Annotated in this window: 8 protein-coding genes; 1 reads left to right on the forward strand and 7 read right to left on the reverse strand. The window is 68.2% G+C overall.

From position 1 onward, the window contains the following. Positions 1-24: 24 nt before the first annotated feature. Positions 25-465 carry a phasin family protein gene (locus GGQ80_RS06685; protein WP_246346921.1) on the forward strand — a complete coding sequence of 147 codons (441 nt, stop codon included), beginning with the start codon at positions 25-27 and terminating at the stop codon, positions 463-465. A 139-nt stretch (positions 466-604) separates the two neighbouring features. Here GGQ80_RS06685 and treA read toward each other — a convergent pair whose 3' ends face one another. The 7 genes from treA to GGQ80_RS06720 all read right to left on the reverse strand — a co-directional run bounded on the left by treA (position 605) and on the right by GGQ80_RS06720 (position 13,194). After that, the gene (gene treA, locus GGQ80_RS06690) at positions 605-2,134 is read right to left on the reverse strand and encodes an alpha,alpha-trehalase TreA (RefSeq protein ID WP_183983124.1); all 1,530 of its coding nucleotides are present in this window, start codon (positions 2,132-2,134) and stop codon (positions 605-607) included. Continuing rightward, on the reverse strand, positions 2,131-4,041 hold the full coding sequence (gene glgX / locus GGQ80_RS06695) for a glycogen debranching protein GlgX (RefSeq protein WP_343050905.1): 1,911 nt from the start codon (positions 4,039-4,041) through the stop codon (positions 2,131-2,133). The genes treA and glgX overlap by 4 nt, the downstream gene beginning before the upstream one ends. Continuing rightward, on the reverse strand, positions 4,038-5,654 hold the full coding sequence (locus tag GGQ80_RS06700) for an alpha-D-glucose phosphate-specific phosphoglucomutase (protein WP_183983125.1): 1,617 nt from the start codon (positions 5,652-5,654) through the stop codon (positions 4,038-4,040). Before GGQ80_RS06700 ends, glgX begins: the two co-directional genes overlap by 4 nt. Continuing rightward, complete coding sequence (gene glgA / locus GGQ80_RS06705) at positions 5,651-7,087, reverse strand: glycogen synthase GlgA (protein ID WP_183983126.1); 1,437 nt, start codon at positions 7,085-7,087, stop codon at positions 5,651-5,653. Before glgA ends, GGQ80_RS06700 begins: the two co-directional genes overlap by 4 nt. A 148-nt stretch (positions 7,088-7,235) precedes the next feature. Then, positions 7,236-8,492, reverse strand: a complete 1,257-nt coding sequence (gene glgC, locus GGQ80_RS06710) for a glucose-1-phosphate adenylyltransferase (protein WP_183983127.1) — start codon at positions 8,490-8,492, stop codon at positions 7,236-7,238. Positions 8,493-8,611: 119 nt separating this feature from the next. Further along, complete coding sequence (gene glgB, locus GGQ80_RS06715; protein ID WP_183983128.1) at positions 8,612-10,765, reverse strand: 1,4-alpha-glucan branching protein GlgB; 2,154 nt, start codon at positions 10,763-10,765, stop codon at positions 8,612-8,614. Next, positions 10,762-13,194: a glycogen/starch/alpha-glucan phosphorylase gene (locus GGQ80_RS06720; protein WP_343050907.1), complete on the reverse strand. Its 2,433-nt coding sequence runs from the start codon at positions 13,192-13,194 to the stop codon at positions 10,762-10,764. Before GGQ80_RS06720 ends, glgB begins: the two co-directional genes overlap by 4 nt. Between the last annotated feature and the right edge of the window lie 71 nt (positions 13,195-13,265).

The following is a 13,265-nucleotide window of genomic DNA, read 5'->3' on the forward strand; positions in this document are numbered from 1 at the left end:
TGGGGCGCCCCAGAGGAGCAAGATATGGCTGATGAGATCAAGGCTGGTGCCGACAAGGCCGCAGGCGCGGCGAAGGCGGCGACCGATCGTGCCGCGACGGCTGCGAAGAATACCGCCGACAAGATGCGCGCGGGTGCCGAGCAGGCGCGCGAGACGTTTCAGGACAAGGTCGTCGACCCCGCCAAGCGCGCCGGCGAGAAGATGAAGGCGTCCGGCCAGAAGATGGCCGAGGGCGGCTCGACGATCGGCGTGAAGATGATCGACCAGGCCGAGACGAATGCGCAGGAAGCCTTTGCCGCCATGCGCCGGGCCGCGCAGGCGAAGGATCTGTCCGAGGTGATGAAGATCCAGGGCGACTATCTGCGCGACCAGGGCCAGCGATCGATGACGCAGGCGCGCGAGATCGGCGAGCTGATCATGCAGTTCGGCCGCGATGCGGTGGCGCCGCTGAAGGGCGGGAAGTAGGTCCAGGCTATCGGCTGGGCGACGCGCACAGCCATCCCCCGTCATGCTGAACTTGTTTCAGCATCTCTTGGAGAGGATGGGCTCCCTCTCCCGAGACGCTGAAACGAGTTCAGCATGACGGCGAGTGGTCGGCGTGTCCCTACCGCCCCTCCGCCAGCAGCGCGCGCGTGACGCCGTTGGTCCAGCCGAAGCCGTCCTGATTGGGATATTCGCCGCCGCCGCCGGGTCGGCGCTCGGCGACGTCGTATTTCTCGAGCAGTTTGCCGGTTTCGGCATAGGCGCGGGTGACCGAACCGAGCCAGCCGGCCTTGATCCGGTCGGCGGCCATCGTCTCACCGTAGCGACGCAGGCCCGTGATCGCGATCCATTGGAGCGGCGCCCAGCCGTTGGGGTTGTCCCACTGCTGGCCGGTCTTGAGCAAGGTGGTGCGCAGGCCGCCCTCGCCGATCAGCGGCGACAACGCGGCGGCGGTGGCACGGGCCTGATCGCGGGTCGCGATGCCGGCAAACAGCGGGAAGGCCATGGCGGCGGTGCGCTGGTCGGAGACGCGGGCCGTGTCGAGATCGTAATCGGCCCAATAACCCGCCGGGTTCCACAGGTGGCGGATGATCGCGGTGGCGCGAGCGCTTGCCAGGGCCGCGTATCGGGTGGTGCAGGCGCTGTCGGCAAGGCGGCGGCAGTTCTCGGCAATCGAATTCTCAAGGCCGTAGAGCAGGCTGTTGAGATCGACCGGGACCAGCCGCGTGGTGCGGATCGTCGCCAGGCTCTTGCCGTCGCCCAGCCAGCGCGACGAGAAGTCCCAGCCGCTTTCCGCCGCGGCGCGCAGGTCGCGGTAGAGCTGGGCGCGATCGCGGCCGGGCGTCGCGTCGGCCAACTCGACATCCTCGCGATAGCTTTCGTCGCGCGGGTCGGCGCGGTCGTCATAGTAACGGTTAAGCAGCGCGCCGTCGGCGAGGCGGACGACGCGGCGATATTGCTGGCCAGGCTTCAGCGTATCGGCGCCGGCCATCCAGAAATCATGCTCGGCGCGAAGCTGGCGCGTGCGGGCGGCGAGCGTGCGTTCGTCCTTCGACATGCCGGCGATCAGGTAAAAGAACGGCGGCTGCGAGCGACTGAGGTAATAGCTGCGGGTGCCGTTGGGGATATGGCCGTAGCGATCGATCAGGCTGCCGAAGTTGACCACCATGTCCTCGACCAGATCCTGCCGCCCGGCGATCGGCAGGCCGAGCATCGAGAACCAGCTGTCCCAATAGTACATCTCGCGGAACCGGCCGCCGGGAACGACGAATCGGCGCGGCAGCGTCAGGGCGGAGGAGCCGGCGGGGACGGTTGGCAGGGTGCGGGTCAGCTGCGGCCACAGCGCATCGATATGCTGGGCGAGCGGGAGCTGCCGGGCGGGCGGCGGGGCGGCGGGCGTGACCGGGAGCTGGAAATTCGCCTCGACGAACGCCTTGAGCTTCGCCTTGTCGTCGGCGCAGGCGCAGGCCTGGTAGGCGGCGAGGATGGCGGCATCGGGGCGGCGGGGCTGGGCGTCAGCGAAGGTCTTCGAGTCGGGATAGAGCCGGGCCATCTCGACGTCGTGATAGAAGCGGCCGAAGCGCTGCGCCGGCGACAGCGGGGTGGCGGCGACGAGCAAAGTCGCGGCGGCGGCGAGGATCGGGCGGATCATGGCGTGCTCTCCAGCAGCGTGGCGCGGGACAGGGTAACGCGGCGCTCGCGTCGGTCGATGCGCAGGGTGATGGTCTCGCCGTCGCGGCGCCAGCGCAATGCGAAGCCTTCGGCGTGGCTCCAGTCGCCGGGGTGCATGACGCGGTCGTCGAGGGTGCGCCATTCGGCATCCGCGGGGAGCGCCGGATCGGTCAGGCCGGCGTCGCGGCGGAAGGCGGCGAGGGCGACGACGAAATCCTCGAGCGCGGTGTCGCGGTGCTGCCAGTCGACCCAGCCGATCGCGTTGTCCTGCGCATAGGCGTTGTTGTTGCCTTGCTGGCTGCGTCCGAATTCGTCGCCGGCGGTGAGCATAATCGTGCCGCGCGAGGCGAACAGCGTTGCCAGAAGGGCGCGACGATCGGCATCGCGGGCGGCGAGGATGCGGGGATCGTCGGTCGGCCCCTCGACGCCGTTGTTCCAGCCGTGGTTGTCGCCGTGGCCGTCGCGGTTTTCCTCGCCATTGGCGTGGTTGTGGCGCTGTTCGTAGGCGACGGTGTCGGCGAGGGTGAAGCCGTCGTGCGCGGCGAGGAAGTTGACGCTGCGGGTGCCGGCGGGGAACCAGTCGGCGGAGCCGGCGAGGCGGGTGGCGAGGCTGCCCGCGCTGCCGTCGCCGCGCCAGAAGCGACGGACGTCATCGCGATAGCGGTCGTTCCATTCGAGCCAGTCGGCGGGGAAATGCCCAAGTTGATAGCCGCCCGGGCCGATGTCCCAGGGCTCGGCGATCATCACGCGGGTCGACAGCACAGGGTCGGCGGCGATCTCGGCGAAGATCGGGGCCTGGGGATCGAAGCCGGGACCGCGGGCAAGGACGGTGGCAAGGTCGAAGCGGAAACCGTCGACACCGGCCCGCGCGAAGTGGCGCAGCGTGTCGAGCGCCAGGCGGCGGACGACGGGGTTGGCGAAGTCCAGCGTATTGCCCGTGCCCGTGTCGTTGATCAGCGTGCCGTCGGCGATGCGGGCGTAATAGCCGGCGTCGTCGAGGCCGCGCATCGATAGCGTGGGACCGTGGAGGTCGCTCTCGCCCGTGTGGTTGAGGACGAGATCGAGAATGACGCCGATCCCGGCCTCGCGGAGCGCGGCGATGGTCCGGCGCAGCTCCTCGGGGCCGCCGGGGCACAGCCGAGGGTCAAGCGCCATCGGCACGACGGGATTGTAGCCCCAGGCGTTGGTGAGCCCGAGCGCGGGCAGGTGGTGCTCGTCGATCCAGGCGACGATCGGCATCAGCTCGACCGCCGCGACACCGATCTTTTGCAGGTGAGCGATGACGCCGGGGTGGGCGAGCGCGGCAATGGTGCCGCGCGTCGCCTCCGGCACGTCGGGATGAAGCATGGTGAAGCCGCGGACGTTGAGTTCGTAGATCAGGCCGCCGGGGGTGAAGAGGGGCGGGGCCGGCTCCGTGGCGTCGGCGGGCGGTTGGACGATCGCGCGCGGCAGGAGCGCCGACGTGTCGGCGCCGGGCTGGCCCAGCACCGGGTCGTAGGCGAAGGGGCGGTCGAGCTCGATCGCATAGGGATCGACGAGCAGCTTCGCAGGGTCGTTCGCCGTTCGATAGGCGTAGCGGGTGCCGGACGGGGCGGTGGTGGCGGCATGCCAGACGGTGCCGGTGCGCTGCATCGGGATCTGGCGTTCGGTATTGCCTTCGAACAGGCAAAGGGTGACGCCGTCCGCTGTCGAATGGACCGCGAAGTGGGTCGCATCGCCCTCGACATGCGCGCCAAGTAAGTCCTCCCCGGCACGGGGAGGGGGACCAGCCGCAGGCTGGTGGAGGGGCGCTTCGGCGGGCGATGGTGTTTGGGGCTGGCCCCCCTCCACCACGCCGCTATGCGGCGCGGTCCCCCTCCCCGTGCCGGGGAGGATTTGAGTCGTCACGTCACGACGTCCGGTTGGGTGCGACCGGTATGGCGCTTGATGCCGGCGATGTCCTCCGCCGCGTCGACGATGCTCTGGAGCATGGCCGTCGTGTCGCCGTCGATGTCGCTGGGTTCGTAGCGCTCGAGATAGACGCGCAAGGTTGCTCCGCTGGTGCCGGTGCCCGACAGGCGGAAGACGACGCGGCTGCCGCCCTCGAACAGCACGCGCACGCCCTGGTTGCGGCTGACCGAGCCATCGGTGGGATCGGTATAGGCGAAGTCGTCGGCGCCCTCGACGACGAGGTCGCCGAACCGCTGGCCGGGCAGGTCGGCGAGCTTGCCGCGCAGTTCGGCCATCAGCGCATCGGCGCGCTCCGTCTCGACGCCTTCATAGTCGTGCCGGGCGTAATAGTTGCGGCCGTAGGTGGCGTAATGCTCGCGGACGATCGCGTCGACCGATTGGCCGCAGACCGCGAGTATGTTGAGCCACAGCAGCACCGCCCACAGCCCGTCCTTCTCGCGGACGTGATCGGAGCCGGTGCCGGCGCTTTCCTCGCCGCAGATCGTCGCCATGCCGGCATCGAGCAGGTTGCCGAAGAATTTCCAGCCGGTCGGCGTCTCGAACGCCGGGATGCCGAGCTTCGCGGCGACGCGGTCGGCGGCGGCGCTGGTCGGCATCGATCGGGCGATGCCCTTCAGGCCACCCGCATAGCCGGGCGCCAGATGCGCGTTGGCGGCGAGGATGGCGAGGCTGTCCGACGGCGTCACGAAGCGGCCGCGGCCGATGATGAGGTTGCGGTCGCCGTCGCCGTCCGACGCCGCGCCGAAGTCGGGCGCGTTCGGGCCCATCATGTGGTCGTACAGCTCGCGCGCATGGACGAGGTTGGGATCGGGGTGATGGCCGCCGAAATCGGGCAGCGGCTTGCCGTTGCGCACCGTGCCGGGCGCGAAGCCCAGGCGACGTTCGAGGATCTCGGTCGCATAGGGGCCGGTAACCGCGCTCATCGCGTCGAAGGCGACGGTCAGCCCGGCGGCGCGGATCGCGGCGAAGTCGAACAATTGCTCCATCAGCGCGGCGTAATCGGCAACGGGATCGACGATCTCGACGACCATGCCGCCGACCCGCACCTCGCCGTCTTGGTCGAGGTCGATGTCGGGACCGTCGACGGCCTGCCAGCGACCGATCGTGGTAGTGCGCTGATAGATCGCCTCGGTCACGCCCTCGGGCGCGGGGCCGCCATTGGCGATGTTGTATTTGATGCCGAAGTCCTCGTCGGGGCCGCCGGGATTGTGGCTCGCCGACAGGACAAGGCCGCCGCTCGCGCCGCGCAGGCGGATCAGGTTGCTGGCGGCAGGGGTCGACAGGATGCCGCCGCGCCCGACGATCACGCGGGCATAGCCGGCGGCGGCGGCCATGCGGATCGCCTGCTGGATCACCTCGCGATTGAGGAAGCGACCGTCGCCGCCGATGACGAGGCTCGCGCCCTCCTTGCCCTCGACGACGTCGAAGACCGACTGGATGAAGTTTTCCGCATAATTGGGTTGCTGGAAGACCTTCACCTTCTTGCGCAGGCCCGAGGTGCCGGGCTTCTGGCCGTCATACGGCGTCGTCGGATGCGTCGTCACGGTCATAGGGCGCTGGTCACCTTGGCATAGAGTTGGGCGTAGCGGCGGCCGCTGTCGCCCCAGGAGAAGTCGGCGCGCATGGCGTTCTTCTGCAGCTGCGTCCAGACGGACGGGCTGGCATAAGCGGCAATCGCTCGAGCGATGGCGTGATTCAGCGCTTCGACGCCGACGTCGGTGTGGACGAAGCCGGTGCCGACGCCCGCCGCCAGCGCCGCCTGGTTGGCGTCGATCACCGTATCGGCGAGGCCGCCGGTGCGCGCGACCACGGGGATGCAGCCATAGGCGAGGCCGTAGAGCTGGGTGAGGCCGCAAGGTTCGAAGCGCGAAGGGATGAGGATCGCGTCGGCGCCGCCCTGGAGCAGGTGTGACAAGGGCTCGTCATAGCCGATGACGACGCCGATCCGCCCCGGATGGCGCTCGGCGGCGGCGCGGAAGGCGTCCTCGAGATGCGCGTCGCCCGAACCGAGCAGGGCGAGGCGACCGCCCGCGGCGACGAGGCCGTCGAGGCATTGGGCGAGGACGTCAATGCCCTTTTGCCAGGTCAGGCGGCTGACGACGCAGAATAGCGGGCCGTCGTCGCGATCGAGCGCGAAGGCGCGTTCGAGGCTACGCTTGTTGGTGCGGCGCTTCGCCAGCGTGCGCGCTGTATAGCGCGCGGGCAGGGCGGCGTCGGTTGCCGGGTTCCAGACCGCCGGATCGATGCCGTTGACGATGCCGCTGACGCGCGTGGCGCGCGCCTGGATCAGTCCTTCCAGCCCCATGCCGAAGCGGCTTTCGCGAATCTCGGCGGCGTAGGTCGGGCTAACGGTGGTGATCGCGTCCGCTGCTTCCAGCCCGGCCTTCAGGAAGCCGACTCCGCCGTAATATTCGACGCCGTCCACCGCCCAGGCCTCGTCGGGCAGGTCGAGGTCGGGGAAGATGGTGGCGGGGAATTGGCCCTGGAAGGCGATGTTGTGGATGGTGACGACGCTGCGCGGGCGATCGGGGCCGGTCGGCGCGTAGCGCACATAGGCCGCCGCCATCGCCGCCTGCCAGTCGTGGGCATGGACGAGATCGAAGCGGCGCTTGGGCAGGATGCCGGTCGCGATGTCGGCGGCGGCACGGCCGAGCGCGGCGAAGCGGCGCCAGTCGTCGTCATGGCCGTAGAGGCCACCGGGGCGGGCGAAGAGGGCTGGCGCATCGAGGACGAGAAAGGGATGGCCGCCGACCGACAGGCCGAGCAGCCGCGCGGGCGTGCCGAGCAGGTCGGCCCACTTGTGCAGCATCTGCGCCCCCTTCGTCGCGGCGGCGAGCGCGGGATAGGCCGGAATGAGGGTGGTGACGGCGACGCCATGCGGGGCGAGCGCCGCCGGCAGCGCGCCGACGACGTCGGCGAGCCCGCCGGTCTTGACGAGGGGGTAGGCTTCGGAAGCGACGGAGAGGGCTTGCAGCAAGCTCATTCCTCCCCGGCACGGGGTGGGGGACCAGCCGCAGGCTGGTGGAGGGGCAGCCAAGCAGCGCTGGCCCTCGTGACTGCCCCTCCACCACTCGGCTGACGCCGAGCGGTCCCCCTCCCCGTGCCGGGGAGGTTTGGGAGACCCATCCCCCTCACAGCCGATCGATCATCGGCTGGGTTATCAGGCACACCCCCTTGTCCGTCCGGCGGAAACGGGTGGCGTCGAGCGTCGGATCGTCGCCGACGACCAGGCCATCGGGGATCACCACGCCGCGGTCGATGACCACGCGGCGCAGGCGGGCGCCGCGGCCGATGTGGCAGAAGGGCAGGACCACCGCCTCGTCGAGCATCGCGAAGCTGTGGGTGCGCACGCCCGTCGACAACAGGCTGCGGTGGATCGACGATCCCGACACGATCGTGTCGCCGGCGACGAGGCTGGCGACCGCCGAACCGCGACGGCCGTCGACGTCGTGGACGAACTTGGCCGGCGGCGTGATCTCCGAATAGGTCCACAGCGGCCAGCTGCGGTCGTAGAGGTCCAGCTCGGGAACGACGTCGGTCAGGTCGATGTTCGCTTCCCAATAGGCGTCGATCGTGCCGACGTCGCGCCAGTAGGAGCCCGCCTCGGTCGCCGAACGGACGCAGCTCGACGAGAAGCGGTGCGCCTGCGCTTTGCCGTGCTCGACGAGATAGGGGATCAGGTCCTTGCCGAAATCGCGATCGGAGCCGGGGGTCGCGGCGTCGCGCTTCAGCTGTTCGATCAGGAACTTCGTGTTGAAGACATAGATGCCGAGGCTCGCCAGCGCGACGTCGGGGTTGCCGGGGATGGCAGGCGGATCGGCGGGCTTCTCGACGAAATCGATGATCCGGTCGGTCTCGTCGACGTGCATCACGCCGAAGCCGACCGCCTCCATCCGCGGCACTTCCATGCAGGCGACGGTCACGTCCGCACCGCTGTCGCAGTGCTGCTGGAGCATGATCTCATAGTCCATCTTGTAGATATGGTCGCCGGCCAGGATGACCATGAACTCGACGCCGTAACTCTCGATGATATCGATGTTCTGGTACACGGCGTCGGCCGTGCCCTCGTACCATTGCGTTTCCGAGACGCGCTGCGACGCGGGGAGGATGTCGAAGCTTTCGTTGCGCTCGGGGCGCAGGAAGTTCCAGCCGCGCTGGAGGTGGCGGATCAGCGAGTGCGCCTTGTATTGCGTCGCTACGCCGATGCGGCGGATGCCCGAGTTGAGCGCGTTCGACAGCGCGAAGTCGATGATCCGGCTCTTGCCGCCGAAATAGACCGCAGGCTTCGCGCGGGTATCGGTGAGTTCGTGGAGCCGGCTGCCGCGACCGCCCGCCAGCACATAGGCCATGGCATCGCGTGCGAGTGGTTGTCCCTTCCGATGATCCATTGCCTCTCCCCGGTAAAACGTCACCCTGAACGTGTTTCAGGGTCTCTTTCTTTTGAGTGTTGTAAGCGAGACTGGAGATGCTGAAACGAGTTCAGCATGACGGGGGTGCGGGGCTGCCGTCATCCCTCATATTCCAGCATGATCGTCGCCAGCGGCGGTAGCGTGACGAGCGCAGCGCCGTCCTTCGCCACGAGCCCGCCGAGATTGCCGAGGTTCGATCCCCAATAGGCGGCGGCGTCGCTGTTGAAGATTTCCGCCCAGCGCCCGTCGTGGGGCAGGGGGATCCGGAACGGCGCGCGCGCGATCGGGGTCATGTTGGCGATCACGGCGACCGGCTTCGCGCCCGGCGCCTTGCGCAGCCAGGCGAAGACGGAAGCATCGGCATCGTCGGCGATCAGCCATTCGAAGCCCTCGCCCTCGCAATCGCGGGCATGGAGCGCAGGCTTGGCGGCGTAGAGGCGGTTCAAGTCACGCACCAGATTGCGGACGCCCTCGTGCGCGGCGGACCCGCGCAGGTCCCAGTCGAGGGCGCGGCCCTCGTCCCATTCGCGGCGCTGGGCGAATTCCTGGCCCATGAACAGCAGCTTCTTGCCCGGATAGCCCCACATGAAGCCGTAATAGGCGCGAAGGTTGGCGAACTGCTGCCAGTCGTCGCCGGCCATCTTGGTCAGCAGCGAGCCCTTGCCGTGGACGACCTCGTCATGGCTGATCGGCAGGACGAAGTTCTCGCTGAAGGCGTAGACCAGGCCGAAGGTGATCTCGTTGTGGTGATAGCGGCGATAGACCGGCTCGCGCGCCATGTACTGAAGCGTGTCGTGCATCCAGCCCATGTTCCACTTGAAGCCGAAGCCCAGCCCGCCCTCGTGCGCCGGCTGCGACACGCCGGGCCAGCTGGTCGATTCCTCGGCGATGGTCATGATGCCGGGGTGGTGGCCGTAGACCGCCTTGTTCATCGACCGCAGGAACTCGACCGCCTCCCAATTCTCGCGCCCGCCCTGGTCGTTGGGGATCCATTCGCCCTCTTCGCGCGAATAGTCGCGATAAAGCATCGAGGCGACGGCATCGACGCGCAGGCCATCGACATGGTAGCGATCGGCCCAGAACAGCGCGTTGTTGACGAGGAACGACGACACCTCGCGCCGCCCGAAATTATAGATCGCGGTGTTCCAGTCGGGGTGATAGCCGAGGCGCGGATCTTCATGCTCGTAGAGCGCGGTGCCGTCGAAGCGGACGAGGCCGTGGGCGTCGATCGGGAAGTGGGCGGGCACCCAGTCGATCAGCACGCCGATGCCGGCGCGATGGGCGCCGTCGACGAAGCGGGCGAAACCTTCGTGATCGCCGAAGCGCGACGTCGGGGCATACAGGCCGGTCGTCTGGTAACCCCATGACGGATCATAGGGATATTCGCTGACCGGCATGAATTCAATATGGGTGAAGCCCATGTCGACGACATAGGGGATCAGCCGGTCGGCCAACTGGTCCCACGACAGATACCAGCCGTTGGCGTCGCGATCCCACGATCCGGCATGGACCTCGTAGATCGAGATGGGCACGCGGCGGGGATCGACGCTGGCCCAGTGCGCGCGGTGGTCGTCGTCGCCCCAGACATGCGCCATTGGTGCGGTCGTGCGCGAGGCGGTCGCGGGGCGCAGTTCGGAGGCGAAGGCATAAGGGTCGGCCTTTTGCGGCAATACGACGCCGTCGGGGCCGACGATCTCGAACTTGTAGCCGCGGCCCTCGGCGATGTCGGGCAGGAAGATTTCCCACACCCCAACGTCGGCGCGGCGGCGCATGACGTGGCGGCGGCCGTCCCAGTCGTTGAAGTCGCCGACGACCGACACGCGCCGGGCATTGGGCGCCCAGACCGCGAAGTGCATACCGCTTGCGCCCTCATGCCCGATCAGGTGCGCGCCCATCTTGTCGTAGAGGCGGTGGTGGGTGCCCTCCGCCATGAGGAAGTCGTCGGTGGGGCCGAGCACGGGGCCGAAGCTGTAGGGGTCGGTGAGCCACCATTCGGCGCCGCCGCCGTTCGCCTTGTACTTCACCTGTTGCGGCGGACCGGCGACCGGACCTTCGAACAGCCCCTCGTCGTCGATCCGGGTCAGCGTGCCGAGGCTGGTGCCGGCGAGGTCGTGCGCCTCGGCAGTGTCGGCGCCCGGCAGCCAGACGCGGGCGAAGCTGCCGTCAGGGCCGGCGTGGACGCCGAGCAGCGAGAAGGGATCGTCGTGGCGCCCCTCTAGGAGAGCGGCAAGGGCGCCACGCGGCGGCTTCACATCACGCCCCAGATATCGCGGGCGTATTCACGAATGGTGCGGTCGGACGAGAACCAGCCGACCTGCGCGACGTTGCGGATCGCCGCCGCCTGCCACGCAGGCTGATCGCGCCAGCGGTCGTCGACGCGGCGCTGGCAAGCGGCATAGCCGTCGAAATCGGCGGCGACGAGGAACCAGTCATGGTCGTACAGCCCGCCCATCAGATCTTTGTAACGCCCCGGATCGTCGGGGGAAAACACCCCCGATGCAATAGCGTTCACCGCCTGCGACAGTTCCGCCGATCCGTCGATCGTGGCGCGGCGGTCCCATCCGGCGGCGCGGTGCTGCTCGACCTCGTCAGCGGTCAGGCCGAAGATGAAGATATTGTCGTCGCCGACGCGGTCCTTGATCTCGATATTGGCGCCGTCGAGCGTGCCGATCGTCAGCGCGCCGTTGATCGCGAACTTCATGTTGCCGGTGCCCGACGCCTCCATGCCCGCGGTCGAAATCTGTTCGGACAGGTTGGCGGCGGGGATGATCTTCTCCGCCAGGCTGACGTTGTAGTTGGGGACGAACACGACCTTCAGCAGGTCGCCGATCGCCGGGTCCGCGTTGACCCGCTTGGCGACGTCGTTCGCCAGTTTGATGATCAGCTTGGCATTGTGATAGCTCGACGCCGCCTTGCCGGCGAACAGCTTCACGCGCGGCACCCAGTCGCGTTCGGGATGGCTGCGGATCTGGTCGTAGAGCGCGACCGTCTCGATGATGTTGAGCAGCTGGCGCTTATATTCGTGGATGCGCTTGATCTGGACGTCGAACATCGCGTCGGGATCGAGGCGCAGGCGCATCGTGTCCTTCAGATATTGGGCCAGCGCGACCTTGTTCTCGCGCTTCACCGCGGCGAAGCGGTCGCGGAAGGCGGCATCCTCGGCATGCGGGGCCAGCGCGGTCAGCGCCTCGGCATCGTCCAGGAAGGCGTCGCCGATCGTCTCGCGCAGCAGCGACGTCAGCCCCGGATTGCATTGCTGCAGCCAGCGGCGCGGGGTGATCCCGTTGGTCTTGTTGTTGATCCGGTCGGGAAAGACGCGGTGGAGGTCGGCGAAGACGGTCGACTTCATCAGTTCGGTATGGAGCGCGGCGACGCCATTCACAGAATGGCTGCCGGCGAAGGCGAGGTTCGCCATCCGCACGCGCCGCTCGCCGCCCTCGTCGATCAAACTGATCGCGGAGATGGCGTGGTCGTCGACGCCCTGCGCCCGCGCGCCGCGCAGCAGCTTCGCGTTGATCGCATAGACCAGCTGCATGTGCCGCGGCAGCAAGCGTTCGAACAAGGGCAGCGGCCAGCTTTCCAGCGCCTCGGGCAACAACGTGTGGTTGGTGTAGCCGAAGGTCGCTCGGGTGACGTCCCACGCCTCGTCGAACGTCAGATCGTGATGGTCGACCAGCAAGCGCATCAGTTCGGCGACTGATACCGCGGGATGCGTGTCGTTGAGCTGGATCGCGGCCTTTTCGGGCAGCGTGCGGATGTCGCCGAAATACTGGACGTGGCGGCGGACGATGTCCTGGATCGACGCGGACGAGAAGAAATACTCCTGCCGCAGCCGAAGCTCCTGGCCGGCGGGGGTGGAATCGTTGGGATAGAGCACGCGGGTCAGCGTCTCGGCGCGGAGCTGGCCTGCGAGCGCGCCCTGGAAATCGCCCGCGTTGAAGCGGTCGAGGCGGATCGGATCGAACGCACGCGCGGTCCACAGCCGCAGCGTGTTGACGCGCTTTCCCCGCCAGCCAACCACCGGCGTGTCGACCGCGACGGCCTCCACCGCCTCGGCCGGCGACCAATGCGAGGTGCCTTCCTCGGTCGCCGTCACCTCGCCCCCGAAGCCGACGAAATAGGCGCTCTCGCGGCGCTCGAATTCCCAGGGGTTGCCGTGGGCCAGCCAGTTTTCGGGCAGTTCCAGCTGGAAGCCGTCGTCGATCCGCTGGCGGAACATGCCGTTCACGTAGCGGATGCCATAGCCGTAGGCGGGCAGATCGAGGCTCGCCAGGCTTTCCATGAAGCAGGCGGCGAGGCGGCCGAGGCCACCGTTGCCGAGCGCGGCGTCGGGCTCGATCTCCTCGATCTCGGCCAGGTCGACGCCCAGGCTGGCGAGCGCCTCGCGCACCGCGTCGTTCGCGCCGAGGTTGCTGATCGCATCGCGCAGCAGGCGGCCGATCAGGAATTCGAGGCTGAGGTAATAGACCCGCTTGGCGCCCGCCTGATGCGCGGCTTTGGTCGAGGCCATCCACCGGTCGATGATCTCGTCGCGAACCGTCAGGATCGTCGCGGCGAGCCAGTCGTGCGGGCGCGCCGCCTTTTCGTCCTTGCCGATGCGATGGGCCAGCGTGTCGACGATGCGGGCGGCGAGGGGGATGGAGCCTTGGTCGGCGGCGGGTTCGGCGAGAAGCTGGCTCACGAGCGGTTCGAAACTCCAGGAGGTGACTGACGGTACGCTGGCGAAACGATGTCTGTCACGCGCCATCGTCG

This window comes from Sphingomonas jinjuensis (assembly GCF_014197105.1).
GTDB classification, from domain to species: domain Bacteria; phylum Pseudomonadota; class Alphaproteobacteria; order Sphingomonadales; family Sphingomonadaceae; genus Sphingomonas; species Sphingomonas jinjuensis.

Coding starts and splice junctions, on each gene's coding strand:
- GGQ80_RS06685 (WP_246346921.1), top strand. CDS start 25: ATGGCTGATGAGATCAAGGCTGGTGCCGACAAGGCCGCAGGCGCGGCG.
- treA (WP_183983124.1), bottom strand. CDS start 2,134: ATGATCCGCCCGATCCTCGCCGCCGCCGCGACTTTGCTCGTCGCCGCC.
- GGQ80_RS06700 (WP_183983125.1), bottom strand. CDS start 5,654: ATGACCGTGACGACGCATCCGACGACGCCGTATGACGGCCAGAAGCCC.
- glgA (WP_183983126.1), bottom strand. CDS start 7,087: ATGAGCTTGCTGCAAGCCCTCTCCGTCGCTTCCGAAGCCTACCCCCTC.
- glgC (WP_183983127.1), bottom strand. CDS start 8,492: ATGGATCATCGGAAGGGACAACCACTCGCACGCGATGCCATGGCCTAT.